Annotated in this window: 20 protein-coding genes; 5 read left to right on the top strand and 15 right to left on the bottom strand. The window is 62.9% G+C overall.

The genetic code is table 11. From position 1 onward, the window contains the following. The first annotated feature begins 2 nt into the window (after window positions 1–2). Entirely contained in the window at window positions 3–269 is a 267-nt protein-coding gene (locus tag AB4Y87_RS18635) for a MoaD/ThiS family protein (protein WP_442005778.1), read from the top strand. Here the strand turns inward: AB4Y87_RS18635 and AB4Y87_RS18630 are convergent. Continuing rightward, complete coding sequence (locus AB4Y87_RS18630) at window positions 266–1,381, bottom strand: helix-turn-helix transcriptional regulator (RefSeq protein WP_442005777.1); 1,116 nt, start codon at window positions 1,379–1,381, stop codon at window positions 266–268. The genes AB4Y87_RS18635 and AB4Y87_RS18630 overlap by 4 nt on opposite strands. A 116-nt stretch (window positions 1,382–1,497) precedes the next feature. Here AB4Y87_RS18630 and AB4Y87_RS18625 point away from each other — a divergent pair, with 116 nt between their 5' ends. Further along, the gene (locus AB4Y87_RS18625; RefSeq protein ID WP_442005776.1) at window positions 1,498–1,791 is read left to right on the top strand and encodes a hypothetical protein; all 294 of its coding nucleotides are present in this window, start codon (window positions 1,498–1,500) and stop codon (window positions 1,789–1,791) included. A 48-nt stretch (window positions 1,792–1,839) separates the two neighbouring features. Here AB4Y87_RS18625 and AB4Y87_RS18620 read toward each other — a convergent pair whose 3' ends face one another. The 8 genes from AB4Y87_RS18620 to truB all read right to left on the bottom strand — a co-directional run bounded on the left by AB4Y87_RS18620 (window position 1,840) and on the right by truB (window position 9,572). After that, window positions 1,840–2,301: a DUF1579 family protein gene (locus tag AB4Y87_RS18620; protein WP_442005775.1), complete on the bottom strand. Its 462-nt coding sequence runs from the start codon at window positions 2,299–2,301 to the stop codon at window positions 1,840–1,842. Between the two features lie 101 nt (window positions 2,302–2,402). Continuing rightward, window positions 2,403–3,746, bottom strand: a complete 1,344-nt coding sequence (locus AB4Y87_RS18615) for a M16 family metallopeptidase (protein WP_442005774.1) — start codon at window positions 3,744–3,746, stop codon at window positions 2,403–2,405. Window positions 3,747–3,834: 88 nt separating this feature from the next. Continuing rightward, entirely contained in the window at window positions 3,835–6,084 is a 2,250-nt protein-coding gene (locus AB4Y87_RS18610; RefSeq protein ID WP_442005773.1) for a polyribonucleotide nucleotidyltransferase, read from the bottom strand. Between the two features lie 244 nt (window positions 6,085–6,328). Continuing rightward, a complete protein-coding gene (gene rpsO / locus AB4Y87_RS18605) occupies window positions 6,329–6,598 on the bottom strand; it encodes a 30S ribosomal protein S15 (protein ID WP_442005772.1) in 270 nt (89 codons plus the stop codon). 158 nt (window positions 6,599–6,756) lie between these two features. Next, the gene (locus tag AB4Y87_RS18600; protein ID WP_442005771.1) at window positions 6,757–7,740 is read right to left on the bottom strand and encodes a bifunctional riboflavin kinase/FAD synthetase; all 984 of its coding nucleotides are present in this window, start codon (window positions 7,738–7,740) and stop codon (window positions 6,757–6,759) included. 67 nt (window positions 7,741–7,807) lie between these two features. Beyond that, the gene (locus AB4Y87_RS18595) at window positions 7,808–8,263 is read right to left on the bottom strand and encodes a hypothetical protein (protein ID WP_442005770.1); all 456 of its coding nucleotides are present in this window, start codon (window positions 8,261–8,263) and stop codon (window positions 7,808–7,810) included. A 20-nt stretch (window positions 8,264–8,283) separates the two neighbouring features. Beyond that, window positions 8,284–8,637 (bottom strand): hypothetical protein, encoded by a 354-nt coding sequence (locus tag AB4Y87_RS18590; RefSeq protein ID WP_442005769.1) that lies wholly within the window; start codon window positions 8,635–8,637, stop codon window positions 8,284–8,286. A 2-nt stretch (window positions 8,638–8,639) separates the two neighbouring features. Continuing rightward, window positions 8,640–9,572 (bottom strand): tRNA pseudouridine(55) synthase TruB, encoded by a 933-nt coding sequence (gene truB, locus AB4Y87_RS18585; protein ID WP_442005768.1) that lies wholly within the window; start codon window positions 9,570–9,572, stop codon window positions 8,640–8,642. A 34-nt stretch (window positions 9,573–9,606) separates the two neighbouring features. On the opposite strand from truB, the gene AB4Y87_RS18580 reads away from it, so the two are divergent. Then, window positions 9,607–10,761 (top strand): pyridoxal phosphate-dependent aminotransferase, encoded by a 1,155-nt coding sequence (locus AB4Y87_RS18580; protein WP_442005767.1) that lies wholly within the window; start codon window positions 9,607–9,609, stop codon window positions 10,759–10,761. A gap of 6 nt (window positions 10,762–10,767) precedes the next feature. On the opposite strand, the gene AB4Y87_RS18575 is transcribed toward AB4Y87_RS18580, so the two are convergent. The 6 genes from AB4Y87_RS18575 to rimP all read right to left on the bottom strand — a co-directional run bounded on the left by AB4Y87_RS18575 (window position 10,768) and on the right by rimP (window position 17,114). Next, window positions 10,768–11,268 carry a nucleoside deaminase gene (locus tag AB4Y87_RS18575; protein WP_442005766.1) on the bottom strand — a complete coding sequence of 167 codons (501 nt, stop codon included), beginning with the start codon at window positions 11,266–11,268 and terminating at the stop codon, window positions 10,768–10,770. Window positions 11,269–11,355: 87 nt separating this feature from the next. Next, on the bottom strand, window positions 11,356–11,868 hold the full coding sequence (gene rbfA / locus AB4Y87_RS18570; protein WP_442005765.1) for a 30S ribosome-binding factor RbfA: 513 nt from the start codon (window positions 11,866–11,868) through the stop codon (window positions 11,356–11,358). A 77-nt stretch (window positions 11,869–11,945) separates the two neighbouring features. Continuing rightward, window positions 11,946–14,834 (bottom strand): translation initiation factor IF-2, encoded by a 2,889-nt coding sequence (gene infB / locus AB4Y87_RS18565; protein WP_442005764.1) that lies wholly within the window; start codon window positions 14,832–14,834, stop codon window positions 11,946–11,948. Window positions 14,835–14,986: 152 nt separating this feature from the next. After that, entirely contained in the window at window positions 14,987–15,328 is a 342-nt protein-coding gene (locus tag AB4Y87_RS18560; RefSeq protein ID WP_442005763.1) for a YlxR family protein, read from the bottom strand. A 194-nt stretch (window positions 15,329–15,522) separates the two neighbouring features. After that, window positions 15,523–16,503: a transcription termination factor NusA gene (gene nusA / locus AB4Y87_RS18555; protein WP_442005762.1), complete on the bottom strand. Its 981-nt coding sequence runs from the start codon at window positions 16,501–16,503 to the stop codon at window positions 15,523–15,525. Continuing rightward, on the bottom strand, window positions 16,503–17,114 hold the full coding sequence (gene rimP, locus AB4Y87_RS18550; protein ID WP_224092279.1) for a ribosome maturation factor RimP: 612 nt from the start codon (window positions 17,112–17,114) through the stop codon (window positions 16,503–16,505). The genes nusA and rimP overlap by 1 nt, the downstream gene beginning before the upstream one ends. Window positions 17,115–17,219: 105 nt before the next feature. On the opposite strand from rimP, the gene AB4Y87_RS18545 reads away from it, so the two are divergent. After that, on the top strand, window positions 17,220–18,296 hold the full coding sequence (locus AB4Y87_RS18545; RefSeq protein WP_442005761.1) for a DUF4439 domain-containing protein: 1,077 nt from the start codon (window positions 17,220–17,222) through the stop codon (window positions 18,294–18,296). A gap of 104 nt (window positions 18,297–18,400) precedes the next feature. Further along, window positions 18,401–19,129 carry a VIT1/CCC1 transporter family protein gene (locus AB4Y87_RS18540; RefSeq protein ID WP_442005760.1) on the top strand — a complete coding sequence of 243 codons (729 nt, stop codon included), beginning with the start codon at window positions 18,401–18,403 and terminating at the stop codon, window positions 19,127–19,129. Window positions 19,130–19,156: the final 27 nt, after the last annotated feature.

Raw genomic sequence — 19,156 nt, 5'->3', positions numbered from 1 at the left:
CCTTGCTTGTACGTTACTTCGCTGCCGCACGCGCCGCTGCAGGTGTAGAAGAGGAGATCCACCCGCTCCCGGAAGGATCAAGCCTCGAGGCGTTGCTGGAAGCTGCCCTCGCCGTCGAACGTCCTCTGCCTCCGGAGGGGACGCCAACGCTTGCGCGCATCGTGGCCCGCAGCAGCTTCCTCAGGAACGAAATTGCGGTTCGAGACCCTTCTGCTCCCCTGGGTGCCGAGGACGTTATCGACGTCCTTCCTCCGTTCGCAGGCGGCTAAACGGCGGAGTCAACGAACGTGGATTCACCGGCTGCGGCGCTTCCGAGTGCCAACGCCAGGACGCCGGCACGGCTGTGCGTTCCGGTTTTCGCGAAGATGCTCTTGAAATGATCCTGTGCGGTTAGGGGCGAGATCCGCATCCGGCCTGCGAGGACCTCGTTCTCCATGCCTGCCGCCAACAGAGCCAAGGCCTGCCTTTCCCGTGCCGTCAATCCGTAGGCCCGAACGAACACGCCAAGCCGGGCTGCGGGCAGGCACTCCTGGATGGTGACGGCGATGGCCGGACCATGTGGCGAGTGAGTGGGACTGTCCATCCGGGCGGCCCGCAAGGAGGCCCACTGCCCTCCACCGACATGGATTCTGGCTGCAGACGCACGATTGTCTATATGTGCTTCCTTGGCCAACAACTGCGCCACCACGTTGTATACCTCTGCCGGGATTCCGGCGTGGGGCCGGGGCGCCCGTTGCAGAAGGGATAACCAGTTGCTGGCGCTGCTTGTCTGCCCGAGGACCTGCATGTCTTCGTCCATGACAAGAACCGCTTGGGCGGGCATGGACCCTTTCGACCCAACAGGAGATGCGGCGAACTGCCGGGCCCGGCTGCGGCGCAGGCCGCGGGTCATTGCCGGCGCGAGCGAAACAAGGAATTCGAGCTCCTCCTCGCTGAACGCAGGATCTGTGTCCTCCCTCCAGAGATCAAGCCATGACCAGATACCGTGCTGGTCCGCCAATGCCAGTGACGCTATGTCTCCCACTCCGTAGCCGCGGAGGATGGTGTCCCAGAGCGGGTGTCGGGCGGGATCTCCATTTGTGGCCGCAAAGAGTGAGGCAGCCGGCCGTTCGGCTTCGGACAGGACGGTCCAGCGGTTTATTCGGCTGGCATATCTGGCTTTGATGACCAGCGGCACTTCGTTGGGGCACGGCACCGCCGCCATAGGTGCAACACCGGTTGCCGACTCGGGATCAGTAAGCGGCCAGACGAAAGCGCTGAAGCCCACCGCGTGCCGGAGCTCCGCCACGGCAGCCTCCCGAAGGGCATGGTCGTCCCCAGCGGCGAGAAACAAGTCCTCAATCCGTTCCCGTGTCCGGTGGGTTGCCCGTGTGCTGGCCATGCAGCCAGTATGCGCCGCTGCCGGCGCTTCCGGACCCCCATGAATCTGGGATATCGGCGCCTGTCATCGGCACCTAAGCTGGCAGCACCAACGTGAACTACACAGGAGGGAATGCCATGTACACCCTGTACATCGAACACGGAATCAAGGACTTTACCCAGTGGAAAGCCGCCTTCGACCGTGACCCCCTGGACCGCGCCGCCTCAGGAGTAAAGCAGTTCCGGGTGGGGACGCCCATGGAGGATCCCCGCTACGTGCTTGTTGAAATGGATTTCGAGCGTGCAGAGCAGGCAACGGACATGGTTGAGCGACTGCACGCATCTGTCTGGAGCTCCCCAGCCAACGCCCCGGCCCTCCAAGGCGCACCAAAGACGCGGATTGCCGAAACGGTGTACACAGGATCCTATTGACGCCAGCTCCTGCCTGGCCGGACGCTGGGCAGTTTCCTCGGGCCGCCGTCAGGTTTTCCGGAACACACTCTTGAGCAAGGGACTGAACTCGGCTGTACCCTCAAGGCGCAGTTCCGCGGTGTGCACCAGGACGCCATCTTCAACACGAAAGGTGTGCCGGGCTACCCCCTCCGGCGTTCGCCGTTCCACCGTCAGCGTCCCGCCATGCCATGTGCCGCGCACCGGGGCAGTTGGTGGCCGGCCCATGCTGTCCACGTAATACCAGAGCGTGTCCCCATGGGCGGGATCCACGGTGAACATCCCGTGCCCTTCAAAGTGCGTTCCATCCGGCTCACGGTGTCGGTAGCTCTGCACTACGGCGTATCCACCGGCGGCTTGAGTGAAAACTGCTTCGGCCTCGGCAGTGTGTGCTGCACCCCATGGCGACTGTGCTATTTCCGTGATGCCCCGCCAATGTCCAATGAAGGCCTTCAGCAGTTCTGCGGCATGTCCGCTTGGCGGCAGATCCATCACGACTCCAATGTGAGCAGGGCAGCATCATCGTGTGATCATGCTGCCCTGTTTACAGTGCGGGAGTCCAGAGACGGTGGACCAGCTTAATGCTCTGTGTCCTAAAGACCGAAGGTCTCGCTTTCTTCAAACGGCCCGACGACGGTGATGGTGCGGGGAGCTGCGGCAAGTTCCTGGGCGAGTTCCTGGACTTCGTCCACAGTGACCGCCTTGATCCGTGCCAATGTCTCGTCAATATCCTGGAACTCCCCGGAAACGAGTTCTGCCCGGCCCAGCCGGGACATGCGCGAGCCCGTGTCCTCGAGGGCGAGGACGATGCCGCCGCTGAGTTGTCCCACAGCCTTCCGGAGTTCCTCCTCAGTGATGCCCTCCTTGGCGAGCTTGTCCAACTCAACACCAAGGAGGTCGAGCACTTGGCGCACTTTTGACGGCGTGCAGCCCGCATACATGCCGAAATAGCCGGCATCGGCGTAGGCGGCGGTGAAGGAATACGTGGAGTAGACAAGGCCGCGCTTCTCGCGGATCTCCTGGAAAAGCCTGGAAGACATTCCCCCGCCCAGCACCGCATTCAGCACACTCATGACGAATCGGCGATCATCTGTTGCCACGATAGTGGGGCAACCCATGATGATATTGGCCTGCTCCACGGGGCGCTTGACCACGTGAAGGCCGGACGTGCCCGTGATCACGGCGCGGTTGGTGGCCCGACGATCTACCGGAGCTGCTTCCGGATCCAACTGCCAGCCTGCAGCTTCCAACGCCTTCTGCACGAGATCGCAGACGACGTCATGGTCCAAACCGCCAGCCGCGGTGATGACCAGTTCTTCCGGACGGTAGTAGCGCTGATAGTGCTCCCAGACCGAGTCCCTGGCTACCGCCTTGATGGCGTCCGGTGTACCACCAATAGGACGCGCGAGCGGGTGGCTGCCGAGTACAGCTGCAACGAATTTTTCGTGGGCTACGTCTGTTGGGTCATCGCTGTCCATCGCAATTTCTTCAAGGATGACATCCCGCTCCTGTTCCAACTCCGCCGGATCCAGGACAGCCCCGGTGATCATGTCCGCGATGACGTCGATGGCCATGGGAAGATCCGAGTCCAACACCCGGGCAAAGTAGCACGTGCTTTCCTTGGCAGTGGCAGCGTTGGACTCGCCACCCACCTCATCAAAGGCTGAAGCGATTTCCAGCGCGGTGCGCCGCTTGGTGCCCTTGAACAGGAGGTGTTCCAGGAAGTGCGTGGAACCATGCTGGCCATCGGCTTCATCGCGGGATCCGACTGCCACCCAGAATCCGATGGTGGCCGAACGCTGCCCGGGCATTGCCTCGGTGAGCACGCGAACGCCTCCGGGAAGGACCGAACGCCGTACGACGGAACCGCCCTCTGCACCATGGATCAGGTCGCCGCCGGGAAGGGTCTGCTCCAACGGCAAGGGTACGACAGTCATTAAGACCTTTCAGGTTTTCGAGTTAAGGCCGGAAGGGCCGGTGGTGCTTTTTCAAGCCCACCGGCCCCGCCGGATACTGCTTTACAGACTACTCTGCGGAAACTTCAGCTTCTTCCGGAGCTTCCTCGGAGGCTGCGCCTTCTTCCTCGGCAACAACCGGGGAGAGGGAAAGCTTTCCGCGGTCATCGATCTTGGTGATCTCAACCTGGACCTTCTGGCCCACCGAGACGACGTCATCGACATTGTCCACGCGCTTGCCGTTGGCCAGCTTGCGGAGCTCGGAGATGTGCAGCAGGCCGTCCTTGCCCGGGGTAAGGGAAACGAAGGCGCCGAAGGTGGTGGTCTTGACGACCGTGCCCAAGTAGCGCTCACCGATTTCCGGTACCTGCGGGTTGGCGATGGCGTTGATGGCGGAACGTGCTGCATCAGCAGACGGACCGTTGGTGGCGCCAATGTAGACTGTGCCGTCATCTTCGATGGAGATGTCCGCGCCCGTGTCTTCCTGGATCTGGTTGATCATCTTGCCCTTGGGGCCGATGACCTCGCCGATCTTGTCTACGGGGATCTTGACGGCAATGACGCGGGGGGCGAACTCGGAGAGCTCGTCCGGCGTGTCGATCGCTGCGTTGATGACCTCAAGGATGTGGAGGCGGGCTTCGCGGGCCTGCTTCAGTGCTGCTGCCAGCACGGAAGCGGGGATGCCGTCGAGCTTGGTGTCCAACTGGATAGCCGTAACGAACTCGGACGTACCGGCAACCTTGAAGTCCATGTCGCCGAATGCGTCTTCGGCGCCGAGGATGTCGGTCAGGGCTGCGTAGCGGGTTTGGCCATCAACCTGGTCGGAAACCAGGCCCATGGCGATACCGGCAACGGCTGCCTTCAGCGGGACACCAGCGTTCAGCATGGAGAGCGTCGAAGCACACACGGAACCCATTGACGTCGAACCGTTGGAACCGAGGGCTTCGGATACCTGGCGGATGGCGTACGGGAATTCCTCGCGGGAAGGCAGAACCGGCACGAGTGCGCGCTCTGCGAGGGCGCCGTGACCGATTTCGCGGCGCTTCGGGGAACCGACGCGGCCGGTTTCACCGGTGGAGTACGGCGGGAAGTTGTAGTTGTGCATGTAGCGCTTGCGCGTTACCGGCGACAGCGAGTCGATCTGCTGTTCCATCTTGAGCATGTTCAGCGTGGTGACGCCCATGATCTGGGTCTCGCCACGTTCGAAGATGGCAGAACCGTGAACGCGCGGCAGAACCTCTACCTCGGCGGTCAGCTGGCGGATGTCCGTCAGGCCGCGGCCGTCGATGCGGACCTGGTCCTTGAGGATGCGCTGGCGGACAACGTGCTTGGTGACCGAGCGGAAAGCTGCGGACAGCTCCTTTTCACGGCCTTCGAAGTTACCGGCGAGTGCACCGAGGACTTCGTCCTTGAGCTCGTCGGAAGCGTTGTCGCGCTCCTGCTTGTCGGCGATCTGGAAGACTCCAGCCAGCTTGTCGGCAGCAGCGGCTTCCACAGCTGCGTAGACGTCGTCCTGGTAGTCCAGGAAGACCGGGAACTCGACGGTCGGCTTCGCTGCACGGGCAGCAAGATCGGCCTGGGCTTCGCAAAGAGCCTTGATGAACGGCTTTGCGGCTTCGAGGCCCTCGGAAACAACTTCTTCGGTGGGAGCAGTTGCGCCCTGTTCCTTGATGAGGTTCCAGGAGTTGTCGGTTGCTTCGGCTTCAACCATCATGATGGCGACGTCGTCACCTGCAATGCGGCCGGCAACAACCATGTTGAACACGGCGTTCTCAAGCTGCGAGTGCTTGGGGAAAGCAACCCACTGCGAACCCTGTTCGTCAGCGATGAGGGCAACGCGGACGCCACCGATCGGGCCGGAGAACGGGAGGCCGGAGAGCTGGGTGGACATGGAGGAGGCGTTGATGGCCACGACGTCGTAGAGCTCGTCCGGGTTGATCGCCAGGACGGTGACGACGATCTGGACCTCGTTGCGAAGGCCCTTGACGAAGGCCGGGCGCAGCGGGCGGTCCATCAGGCGGCAAGCCAGGATGGCTTCCGTGGACGGGCGGCCTTCACGGCGGAAGAACGAACCCGGGATGCGGCCGGCAGCGTACATGCGCTCCTCGACGTCAACCGTCAACGGGAAGAAGTCGAAGCCTTCGCGCGGCTGCTTGCCTGCGGTGGTTGCCGAGAGGAGTGCTGTGTCTTCGTCGATGTAGACCATCGAAGCGCCGGCAGCCTGCTTGGCAAGGCGGCCGGTTTCAAAGCGGATGACACGCTTGCCAAAACGGCCGTTGTCAATAATCGCTTCGGAGAACTGGATTTCGGGACCCTCCATTGAGAGTCACCTCCGTTTCTGATTTAGCGGAAGTCCGCCGCATCAACCCAGGCCTCTTCTTTATTCCTGGCCTGTACGACACCCGGTCATCGATCGAGATCCACGGGCTTCATCGTCACCGATGACCCTCCCGGGAATCACTACCGAGGACCGCGAATGCGCGATGCGGTTGATTTCCTGTTTCTAGTTGTTTTTGAAGAAGGCGGCCCGTTCCGCGAGGGACCGGGCCGCCCCCAAAGGCAGACTAGCGGCGCAGGCCGAGGCGCTCGATGAGCGAACGGTAGCGGGCGATGTCAGTGTTCTTCAGGTAGGTAAGCATGCGCTTGCGACGACCAACCATGGCCAGCAGACCGCGCTGGGTGTGGAAGTCGTGCTTGTGCTCCTTCATGTGCTCAGTCAGATCCTTGATCCGCTGGGTCAGGACTGCAACCTGGACCTCGGGCGAACCGGTGTCGCCTTCAGAGGTTGCGTACTCCTTGATGATGGACTGCTTTACAGCGGCGTCAAGTGCCACGTGAACTCCTAGAGTTGTGCCGTGCCTCCCGGTGCAGCGCCTCGCTGACGGGTTGCTTCCGGTGCGTCTCCGCACACAAAAACAGGTCCAGCCGCCACGGACTGCAGCCGGATCCAGTAACAGTTTACCGGCAGGTCAGCATTGTTGTCGAAATACCGCTAGCGCTGGGTCAGCAGCTCGTGTGCCTGCGCTACATCCAGGCACATCTGCTCCACCAGCGCCTCGGGCCCGCGATACGCCACCATGCCGCGGAGGCGCTGGGTAAATTCGACCGCGACAGTCTGTCCGTAGAGGTCGAAGTCCTCCACGTTCTCCTCCGGACGATCAATAACGTGGGCCTCCACTTGACGGCTCACACCGTCAAACGTGGGGTTGGAACCGACGGAAATCGCAGCGGGCCACCGCGTTCCGGACTGGTCTATCAACCAGCCTGCATAGATACCGTCCGCCGGTACGTACCCCGTGGAATCATGCGCAAGGTTCGCAGTGGGGAAACCGAGGTTCCTCCCGCGCGCTGCTCCATGAACCACCTCGCCGCGCATGCGGTGGGGGCGTCCCAGAACGGCGGCAGCGGTAACGACGTCGCCTTCGGACAAGGCTTCCCGCACCCAGGTGGAGGAGCAGCGGCGGTCGGCGTCGCCGTCGTCGTGGACCGGGAAGCCTCCTGCGCCATACTCATTGACCACCTGGACGCCAAAGCCCAACTGCTCGCCGAGTTCCTGCATGGTGACGACGTCGCCGACATTCCCGGCACCGAAGCGGAGGTCGTGGCCGACCACGACGTGCGCAGCATGAAGGCCCTCAAGGAGGACTTGGCGGACAAACTCGATGGGCGTCATGGAGGCGAGGTCCAGCGTGTACTTCATGACCAGGACGGCATCCACGCCTGTTTCGCCGAGGGCGTCCAGTTTGTCCTGGAGGCCCATGATCAGCTCCGGCGCAGACTCCGGGCGGTGGACCTGGGCGGGGTGGGGATCAAAGGTCACGGCCACTGAAGGGATGTGGTGCCGCTTAGCGGTGTTTGTCAGTTGCGCGAGAACATGCTGGTGGCCACGATGGACGCCGTCAAAGTTCCCGATGGTAACGACTGTTGGTCCGAAGTCCCCGGGGACTTCGGTGGGATCGTTCCAGATGTGGACCATCAACCTCGCCTTTTACTGCAGATATTCGTTCCGCCCGGCAACCTCCCGGCGCCGGAACATTCTAAGGTTACCCGTTGTGGCTGTTCGCCTTGGACGGCCGCCTCTTGTTCAACCACAGGAGTCCAAGGATGGGCAGCACGAGCGGGACGAAACCATAACCGCGTCCAAACAGCGACCACACAGTGTCATGCGGGAAGGCCACCGGATCGAACAGGCTTATGGCCCCAACTACCAGCACTCCGACGAGTTCCACGAGCACCGCGGCCAACGACACTTTGAACCATGTGCGGCCCGGTTTTGCCAGCGAGATGGTAGCTACGACATAGACGACGGCGGCGAACGCCGAGAGGATATGCGCCAGCGGAGCTTCGGCAAACTTGGTGGCAATCTGGTAGCCGGCACGGGCAGTGGCCGAGAGAGCGAAGACGGCATACACCGCGATCAGCAAGCGCCCAGGGCCGGTGTTCCGTGTGTCTTTTTGGGGTGTCCGGCCGGCATTTGCCTCAGTCTCGGTTCCAGTCATTTTGCGTTTTTCCTTCAAGGTCAGTACCAGATCTGGTTCATGCGGGCGGCCATGACGAGCGCAGTGACGCCCACCGCTGCCAGGACGAAGTTGCTCCACCGGGTCCGTTCAAGGATGGCCCAGTACACGGCCCCGAGCGGAATCATCAGCGCCGTGATCAGGTATCCCCAGAACTCCCAGGCTTCGCCGGCCATTTGTTCACCCGTGGCAACGCGGACAATCGAGCCAACCAAGTAGACCAGCAGGGCCAGCTCCACAGCCAACACGGAAAAGATTGTGACGTCGTTGGGGGCTTTCTTCATCAAACCTGCCACGACGCACGCGATCGTGGATACCAAACCAACAATAAGGATGGAGTAGAAATAGCCGTCCATGCCTACTTTTCCTCGCCGACTGTGGCGGTGCCGGTTCCGGGGGCAAAGACCAACACAGGCTTCGCGAAGCTCCCCGTATCGGCCAACAGGGCCACCAGCTCTCCCGACGGCGCGAACGCTGCGGCAGGATTCTCAGCGGTGGCAGCAGCCGGCGTTCCGGCGCCAGGGCCTGCGGCGATGCGTCTGCCAAAGGAGATCTCTGTGGTTTCCTGATCGCTCAATTCCCTGTTGGGCATCAGGGAACGCGCCGCAAGGGACATGTCCAGGACTTCGAGTTCCCCGGCGAGTTCTTCCAGCGTCCGCGCCTGGTCGATCGTGTAAGGGCCCACCTGCGTCCTCCGCAATGCGGTGAGATGTCCGCCGACGCCCAAGGCGATGCCGAGGTCGCGGGCCAAGGCCCGGATGTACGTGCCGGAGGAACATTCCACGGTGACATCGACGTCGACTACCCGGCCGCCGTCGATCCTGGTGATGGAGTGGATGTCGAAGCGGTGGATGGTGACGGGCCGGGCCGCAAGCTTGACTTCTTCGCCGGAGCGGACACGGGCATAGGAGCGTTCACCGTTGACCTTGATCGCGCTGACGCTGCTGGGTACCTGCTGAATGGGGCCCGTGAGGGCGGCGACGCCTTGAGCAATCGCTTCGTCGCTGACCTCCACTGCGCTGCGCGCCTGGGTAACTTCGCCTTCGGCGTCATCGGTGATGGTGGTTTCGCCGAGCCTGATAGTGGCCGTATACGTCTTGGACGTTCCCACAATGTAGGTCAGGAGACGTGTGGCCTTGTTGATCCCAAGGACCAGCACGCCTGTAGCCATGGGATCAAGCGTTCCAGCATGCCCCACTTTCCGGGTACCGGCCAGCCGCCGCATCCGGCCAACCACATCATGGCTGGTCCATCCCTGCGGTTTGTCAACGATTACCAGTCCAGAAAGCACGCTTACCAGTATATGGGTGGCTAGGATAGCTCCCATGCCTGAGCTTGCCGCACACGTCCGCGATGTCCCCGTGAACCAGATCCGAGAAATCACTGAGGCCGCCTGGACCACCCCCGGGGCGATCGTGCTCAGCATCGGCGAGCCGGGCTTTGCGCTCCCACGGCACGTCCTCGACGCCGGAATAGCGTGCCTTGAACGGGACGAAACCAACTACACCCCAAACGCAGGAATTCCCGCGCTCCGCGAAGCCTTCGCCAAGAGATTCCGTGAGCATCATCACGTGGATATCGGTGCCGAACGCGTCTACGTAGTGGACGGAGCCCAACAAGGCCTGCACTTCGCCATGAGCCTGCTTCTCTCCCCCGGCGATGAAATCCTCCTGCCCAACCCCGGCTACCCCACGTTCGCCATGACCAGTCGGCTCCTCCACGCGGTGCCCGTTCCGTATCCTCTGTATCCGCATAACGACTTCCAGCCGGACATCGAGGACATCGAAGCCCTCATCACTGGGCAGACCCGGGTCCTCATGCTGAACTCGCCCTCCAACCCCCTGGGCGCCGTCATCAGCGAGGACGCGACCCGGCAGCTCGTGGAACTCGCCGTCCGGCACGATCTCTGGATCATCTCTGATGAGTGCTATGAAGCCTTCACCTTTGACGTCCCGCATGTCAGCCCTGTCCGCTTCGATAGCGACATCTCCGGTGAGGCACGCGTCTTCACATCACTGACACTGTCAAAGACCTACGGGCTCACCGGCCTGCGAATCGGAGCCTTGATCTGCCCGCCGGGCATGGAAAAGAGGATGAACAATGTCATGGAAGCAATCGTTTCCTGCGTTGCCTCGCCATCGCAGTATGCGGCCTTGGCCGCGTTGACCGGCCCCCAGGACTATGTGACGGACGCGCGCAACCACTATAGGAGCAATCGGGATGCGGCCTCCGCCATCCTGGAAGGCAAGGGCATCCCCTTCCTCGGCGCACAGGGAGCTTTCTACCTGTGGGCCAATGTCTCCCATGTCAGTGGCGGCGACGTCCGGGCCTGGGTGCACGCGTTCCTGGCGGATTCGGGTGTCGCCTTCGCGCCAGGCACTGCTTTTGGCTCGATCGGCGAGGATTGGATCCGGATTGCGTTGTGCGGCGATCAGCAGGAACTGCTCGACGGCGTCAGCCGGCTTCCTGCCCGGCCGTAAGGGCCGCTAGTAGTCGGTGCGTTCGGTGTTGTTCCGCCAGGCCTCAAAGGGTGTCTCGGAGGCAGCTACCGGCGCATGTTCCACAGGAAGCAGCTCAGGCCGCGTACCGGCGAAGTACTCGTAGAACACGGCATCATCGAAACCGGCCCTGGCGGCTCCGTGCCGATCCGCAGCGAAGTACACCCCGCCGATCCTGGCCCAGAGTGTGGCCGAGAGGCACAAGGGGCAGGGCTCGCAACTGGCATAAAGCACCGAGCCGCTGAGATCGAAGTTGCCCAGATCCGCTGCGGCACGGCGAATGGCCACCACTTCGGCATGCGCCGTGGGATCGTTGTCTCGCGTTACGCGGTTGACACCCTCATGGACGCTGCCATCCGGGGTGACGACAACAGCGCCAAACGGCCCACCGCCGTCGGAGACGTTCTGGACGGCAAGCCGTATGGCGCGATTCAGGAATTCATCACGCTTCAGGAATTCATCATGCTGCTGGGCGTTGTGCGCGGACATGTTCAGATACTAGCGAGTTTGTGTACACACGTAATGCCCCTGGGAACGCGTCCCAAGGGCATTACGTGAACGCAACTCAAAAGATTCTTAGCGGTTGGCGTCTTCGTCGAGTTCGTCATCGTCCGCGAGGTCGATGTCTTCTTCGTCGAAGTCGTCTTCGTCGATTTCTTCGGAGCCCTCGGAAGCCTCGCCCTTATAGGGGTCAGCCTCGCCTGCATGCTTGGCGCCGGCAGCCAAAGCGGCTACCTCGGCGTCGCGACGCTTTGCTTCACGAAGCAGCTCCTCAAGGTTGGATGCATTGACCGGAATCTGGTCAGCAACGAACTCGAGCGTGGGAGTAAGCCGGACAGTGATGTTGCGGCCGACTTCCTGTCGCAGCACACCCTTGGCCTTCTCCAATGCCCTGGCGGCATCCGCGTGGGCAATCTCGTCACCAAAGACGGTGTAGTAAATGGTGGCGTGCTGAAGGTCGTTGGTGACGCGGGCGTCCGTGATCGTGATGGACTCGACGCGTGGGTCCTTGACCCTGCGGCCGAGGGCCTCTGCGACGACGACCTTTATCCGCTGCGCCAACTTGGCAGCGCGTGCCGGATCGGCCATGACTTCCTCCTGGAAAGTAGAAACGGGTACGGAACGGGTCCGCCGGGGCTACCCGACGGACCCGCTCCAAGCGGAACCTAGACGCGCGGCTTTTCGCGCATCTCGAAGGTCTCGATGATGTCGCCTTCGGAGATGTCGTTGAACGAGCCAAGACCGATACCACACTCGAAGTCGGTACGGACTTCGGTTGCGTCATCCTTGAAGCGCTTGAGCGTCTCAACGGTGAGGTTGTCACCGATGACCTTGCCGTCGCGGCTAACACGTGCCTTGGTGTTACGGCGGATGATGCCCGTGCGGACGATCGAACCGGCGATGTTTCCGAACTTGGAGGAACGGAAGACTTCGCGGACCTCGGCAGTACCGAGCTGGACTTCTTCGTACTCCGGCTTGAGCATGCCCTTGAGGGCCATCTCGATGTCATCGATTGCTGCGTAGATGACGGAGTAGAAGCGCATGTCCACGCCTTCACGGTCAGCCAGTTCGGCGACGCGCTCAGCCGGCTTGACGTTGAAGCCGATGATGATGGCGTTGTCCACCGTTGCCAGGTTGACGTCGTTCTGCGTGATGGCACCCACACCGCGGTGGATGACACGGAGCTGAACGTCGTCGTCTCCGACATCGATCTTGAGCAAGGCGTCTTCGAGGGCTTCCACGGCACCGGAAACGTCACCCTTGAGGATGAGGTTGAGGGTGTCGATCTTGCCTTCAGCAACGGCCTGGTCAAAGTCTTCCAGGCTGATGCGCTTGCGACGCTTCGCCAGTGCGGCGTTGCGGTCGGCAGCTTCACGCTTCTCGGCGATCTGGCGGGCCGTACGCTCGTCCGGCGTCACCAGGAAGGTGTCACCTGCACGCGGCACGTTGGACAGGCCGAGGACCTGGACCGGGCGGGACGGCAGTGCGACATCGAGTGCCTCGCCGTTCTCGTCGAACATGGCACGGACGCGGCCGTGAGCCGTACCGGCCACGATCGTGTCACCCACGGCCAAGGTACCGGACTGCACCAGAACGGTGGCCACGGAACCGCGGCCCTTGTCCAGGTTCGCTTCAATGGCAATGCCTCGAGCGTCCTTGTCCGGATTGGCACGCAGGTCCAGTGCGGCGTCGGCCGTCAGCAGGACGGCGTCGATCAGTTCATCGATGTTGAGGTTCTGGCGGGCAGAAACCTCAACGAACATGGTGTCGCCACCGTATTCTTCGGGAACCAGGCCGTACTCGGTGAGCTGCCCCTTGACCTTGTCAGGGTTGGCGCCTTCCTTGTCGATCTTGTTCACTGCGACGACGATCGGCACGTTGGCTGCCTGGGCGTGGTTGAGTGCTTCCACCGTCTGCGGCATAACGCCGTCGTCGGCTGCAACAACCAGGATCGCGATGTCGGTGACCTTGGCACCACGTGCACGCATGGCCGTGAAGGCCTCGTGACCGGGGGTGTCAATGAACGTGATGTCGCGGGCCGTGCCCTCGTGGATGTGGCTGATCTGGTAAGCACCGATGTGCTGGGTGATTCCACCGTGCTCGCCGGCCACAACGTTGGAGTTGCGGATGGCATCAAGCAGGCGGGTCTTACCGTGGTCAACGTGACCCATGACGGTGACAACCGGCGGGCGTGCCTCGAGGACATCGTCACCCTCGGCGTCGAGCTCGTCCTGGATGTTGATGTCGAACTGGTCCAGCAGCTCGCGCTCTTCGTCTTCCGGCGAAACAACCTGGAGCTTGTAGCCAAGTTCGGCACCAAGCAATCCAAAGGTGTCTTCGTCGAGGGACTGCGTGGCCGTTGCCATCTCACCGAGGTGGAACAGAACGGTCACGAGCGACGCGGGGTTCGCATCGATCTTCTCTGCAAAGTCCGTGATGGAGGAACCACGGCGCAGACGGATGATGGTCTCGCCATCGCCGCGGGGTACGGACACGCCGCCCAGCGACGGAGCACTCATCTGCTCCAGTTCCTGGCGCTTTGCACGCTTCGACTTGCGCTGCTTGCCACGACCGGCGCCGCCCTTGCCGAAGGCACCCTGGGTACCACCGCGACCGCGGCCACCCTTGCCAAAGCCACCGCCGGCGGGAGCGCCGCCACCGGTACCTGCACCTGGTGCGCCACCGGGACGACCCGGTCCGCCGCCACCCGGACGGCCTGCGCCACCGGGACGACCTGCGCCACCGGGAGCCGGACGCTCAGTGCGGTTGGGCATCATGCCCGGAGTAGGACGGTTTCCACCACCGGGACCGCCGGCCGGACGCGGAGCACCACCGGGACGGGGTGCACCGGGACGCGGAGCACCCGGACGGGGACCACCGCTGCCTGCTGCGGGACGGGGACCACCGGCACCTGCTGCGGGGCGGGGACCACCGGGGCGTTCGCCATCGTTGCGGCCACCTGCACGGGGCATGCCCTGTGAGGTTGCAAACGGGTTGTTGCCCGGACGCGGCGGACGTTCGCCGTCGCCACCACGGCCGCGGGGCATGCCCTGGGACGTAGCGAAGGGGTTGTTGCCCGGACGGGGACCGCCGGGACGCGGAGCCTGGCCGCCCTGGCGGGACGGAGCCGGAGTCTCTGCCTTGGGAGCAGGACGGGCACCGGGCTTCGCCGAAAACGGCGTCGTGGATGCGGCCGGAGCCGAGGGCGCTGCCGGGGCAGGCGCCGCAGGAGCAGATGCAGCGGGGGCGGCAGGTGCAGCCGCGGCGGGTGCTGCCGGAGCCGGAGCCTTTGGTGCAGCCGGACCCGGAGCCGGAGCGGCCGGACGGGATGTTGCGGGAGCAGCCGGAGCCTTGGGGGCGGCTGCAGGTGCGGGGGCAGCTGCCTTTGCAGCGCCTGCACCGGGGTAAGCGTCGCGAAGCTTCTTCACGACGGGGGCCTCAATGGTGGAAGAGGCGGAGCGAACGAATTCGCCCAATTCCTGCAGTTTTGTTACTGCATCTTTGGAAGTAATACCGAGCTCTTTGGCGAGCTCATGTACGCGGACCTTGGCCACATTTCTCCTGTCTCGGTCCGCACCGAGCCAGGCACGAACCGTCTACTTCTTACTGCGGGCCCCTGCCGCCAGCGCGACTAAAAGGCCCATTGCAGAGCGCAACAAAGTTGTCATCGTTACGCACTCATCGCTGGGAACTCATCGGGTTTCCATCAGTTTTCTGACCCGCTTTCAGGTTTGGACGGTTTTCCTGTGGCAGCCTGAGCCTCCACAAGTGGCGCGCCTGACATGAAGTAGCTTTCGACGGCGCTTGTTTCAGTAGCGCCCGCAAGGGCCCTTCCGAAAGCACGCCGCTTGATTGCCAATGCCAAGCACTTTTCGCTGGGATGCAGCCACGCACCCCTGCCGGCCATCCGGCGTCGAACATCCACAAGGACAGTGGACGAACCACGGCCTTGGGCGACCAGCCGGACAAGCTCGGACCGAGAGCCTTGCTTCCGGCATCCGATGCAGGTACGAACAGGGCCATGGCCGCGTTCAAGCAGTTCAGCCACGACGTGTCCTTACCTGCCTCTGCAAACTTGCGCTGACGGCCGACCCTGCACATGCAGATAAGGCACGTCAAAGCGCGCGGATACCGGACGTAAGCCCGGTTCCATCTATTCTAGCCCCCCGGCCCCGGACAGCCGAAACCGGCCACACCGCCAGCGCGGCGCGGCTCCCGGCGGCCAGGCCGCCGGAACGATCGTTAGTCGGTCTTGGCCGGGGCGGCGTCGGACACGATATCGATCCGCCATCCGGTCAGCTTCGCAGCGAGGCGTGCATTCTGGCCTTCCTTGCCGATCGCCAAGGAGAGCTGGTAGTCGGGCACAACTACACGGGCCGAGCGAGTTGCCTCGTCCGTGATAGTGACCGAATTCACCCGGGACGGTGACAAGGAGTTGGCGATGAAGGTCGCCGGGTCCTCGCTGAAGTCCACGATGTCGATCTTTTCGTCGTTCAGCTCGGTCATGACTGCACGGACGCGGGAGCCCATTTCGCCGATGCAAGCGCCCTTGGCGTTGACACCGGGGATGTTCGCTTTGACGGCGATCTTGGTGCGGTGGCCGGCTTCCCGGGCAAGTGCCACGATCTCGACGGAACGGTCCGCGATTTCCGGAACTTCCATTTCGAACAACTTACGGACCAGGCCCGGGTGCGAACGCGAAAGCGTAATGGACGGGCCCTTCGCCCCACGGTGGACATCCACCACGAAGGCACGAAGCCTGCTGCCGTGAATGTACTTCTCACCAGGAACCTGCTCGGGTGGCGGCAACAGGGCCTCCACGGATCCAAGGTTTACCTGGATCATGTGCGGGTTGTTGCCCTGCTGGATCATGCCGGCAACGAGTTCGCCTTCGCGACCCTTGAATTCGCCTAATACGTTATCGTCCTCAACGTCGCGAAGACGCTGCAGGATGATCTGGCGTGCCGTGCTTGCAGCGATACGGCCGAAACCGGCCGGGGTGTCCTCGAACTCCCCGATGGCCTCGCCGTCATCGTCGATTTCCGTTGCCCAGATAGTCACGTGGCCGCTCTTGCGGTCCAGCTCGGCGCGGGCCTTCTCGAAGGCACCGGGCGTCTTGTGATAGGCCACCAGGAGCGCTTGCTCGATGGTGGGAATCAGGAGGTCCAGCGGGATTTCACGCTCACGCTCCAGGAGTCTCAGTGCGCTCATGTCAATATCCATTAGGCCTCCTCGGAAGGTCCATTGTGTTCGTCTGCCAGCCCGGCCTCGTGGAGGTGGCTGAATTCAATCTCGACTTTTCCGTGACGGATCCTGTCGAAAGGAATAGTGATGGGGTCCCCCTGTTTGGGCTTCATGCCCTTTTTGACCTCGTGCTCCGGAATGAGGGTCACACCGGCGTCATCTACTGACGCAATCCGGCCAAGGACGTTCTCACCCTGGATGACGTTGACCCTGACCATGCGGCCGCGGGCCCTGTGCCAGTGGCGCGGTTCCGTCAGCGGACGGCCTACTCCTGGCGAAGAAACTTCGAGGTCGTAGGGACGGCCGTCGTCGTGGGGATCGTTGTCCAGAATATCGGACAACCCACGCGAGACATCTGCGATGGCGTCAAGGCTGACGCCTCCGGTCTCCTCCTGCGGAAGATCCACGACGACGTGGACCGTGCGGTGTGAACCGGCAACGTGGATGGAAACATCCTCGAGGTAGAGCCTGTTGGCAAGGACTGCCGGTTCGAGCAGCGCCTTTAGCCTGCGCTCTTCCGGGTTGTGGATGGTGGCCGTTGAATTCGACTCAGTACGGTCTGTTGAAGTCGTGGCTTCCGAGTCACTCACGTTGCCCGCCGCCTCCCGATAGATGTTGTTGTGACTACTAGCCTAACGATTTTCGGCAGCACATGGTGCACGGAGTTTCCCGTCCACATGACACCATGGTGTGTTGTGGACGAGCAGACAAGTGAAAAACGACAATCACCAGCGTGGGGTCGGCTCCTTCTCATTTCCGTGGTTGCGCTGCTCGTTGCGGGCACGGGAATCGTACTTCTACCGCGGGATTCCGGGACTCCCCCCGCGGTTTCATTCTCCGAGTCTGCCCTCGCCGACGCTTTCGCCGATACTCAGGGGCTGCGGGAATCGGCTGCTGGATTGATGGCAGCTGGAGGATCCGGTTCCCAAACGCCCGCCCTGGACGATGCTGTGACATTGCTGACAACACAGTCCCGGGCCCTCCTTCCACCTTCTGCCGCAACTGCTGCCACATCCGCAGCCTCGACGGCAAGCGATAAAGATGACCCATCTGAGGATGATGCGGCCCAGCAAGCGACGCCCGCTACAGTCGTGGCTGGCCTGACCGCCAGCGGGCGGCAACGACTGGACGACGCCCGCGAGGCCGACGGCGGGGTCGCCCGGTTGCTCGCCGCCGTCGGATCCGCCCAACTTCTCCAGGGCGAAAAGCTGGCTGCGGTGTGGCAGCTGCCGGTACCGTCGCCGACGTCAAGTGGTAGCGCGCCTGCCACTACGCCGGCTGTGCACCAGTGCCCTTCAATCAGCCCCACCCCGGATGCAACCGCTGCCACCACCGATGCGGCTTTGGCCGCCACTGTCCGTTCAGAACAGGAAGCCGTCTACATCTATCAGGTGGCGCTGAAGCGATTGGACGCTGGCGCAACTGCCCAAGCCGCCAAGGATCTTGCGGTGCACGAGCGTCTGCTTCAACAAGCGGAGGCCTTGACCCGTCGTAACTGTGGCGACGTCCCTACCCGGGAGGCCGGATACAGGCTGCCTGCACAGTTCGCTGAAGACCCGGCCGCGGGCTTGGGAGCCCTGGAATCGGACTCCCTGCAGGGATTTGGCGATCTCATCGCGCTTTCGACAGGAGAGACCCGGGACTGGGCCACCAGCGGCCTGCTGGCGGCCGTGCGCAGGAGCTTGCATTGGGGTGCCGCGCTGGCCGCTTTGCCGGGGTTGGAGTTCGACGCCGATGACTTGCCTCCCCTGCCGACGCCCGCCCCCAGTTAATCCACGCCCCGGTTAGTACCAACCGCAGTTAGTCCAAGCGGCGGATGGGATAGGCGAGCCTAGCCATGCTGGCCAAGGCGGCCCGGCGGTGCTTGGCTTGAACCATGGCTTCCGCAGAAACTGCTACCACGCACGAGAACGAACCGCATCGTGATGACCTTGCCCATAGGCTGAACTGGCTGCGCGCCGGAGTTTTGGGGGCGAATGACGGCATCGTCTCCGTCGCCGCGATCGTCGTCGGCGTGGCCGGTGCCACGACCAACACCGGCAGCATCCTTGCTGCCGGTACGGCTGGCCTCGTGGGTGGCGCCATTTCCATGGCGTTGGGCGAGTATGTATCCGTCAGTAGCCAGAGCGACACGCAGAAGTCGCTCATCGAGAAGGAACGCCGGGAACTCGCCGAGCAGCCGGAGGAAGAACTCGAGGAGCTTGCCGCGATCTACCAGGCGAAGGGGCTCACACCGCGTACCGCCCGGACAGTGGCCGAAGAACTCACGAAGCACGATGCCCTTGCGGCGCACTTGTCCGCCGAGCTCAATATCCACGAAGACGACATCGTGAGTCCGTGGAACGCCGCCTTTGCCTCGGCAGTGGCATTTACCCTGGGCGCCGTGCTTCCCATGCTGGCCATCCTGCTCCCTCCCCCCGAAATGCGGGTTCCACTGACGTTCGCTGCCGTCCTGCTGGCTCTCGCGATCACGGGAGCCCTGGGGGCCTGGATTGGTGGGGCACCCAGGTTCCGGGCAGCAGCCCGGGTGGTGCTGGGCGGAGCCTTGGCGCTTGCAGCCACGTTCTCGATCGGAAGCCTCTTGGGCGCCAGCGGCGTTTTCTGAGGGTAGTACCGCCGGGCAGAGCTAGGC

It is taken from the genome of Paenarthrobacter sp. RAF54_2 (genome assembly GCF_052113945.1).
GTDB lineage: Bacteria > Actinomycetota > Actinomycetes > Actinomycetales > Micrococcaceae > Arthrobacter.
Note: the sequence above shows the minus strand (reverse complement) of the source record. Positions and strands in the feature narration are given on the sequence as shown.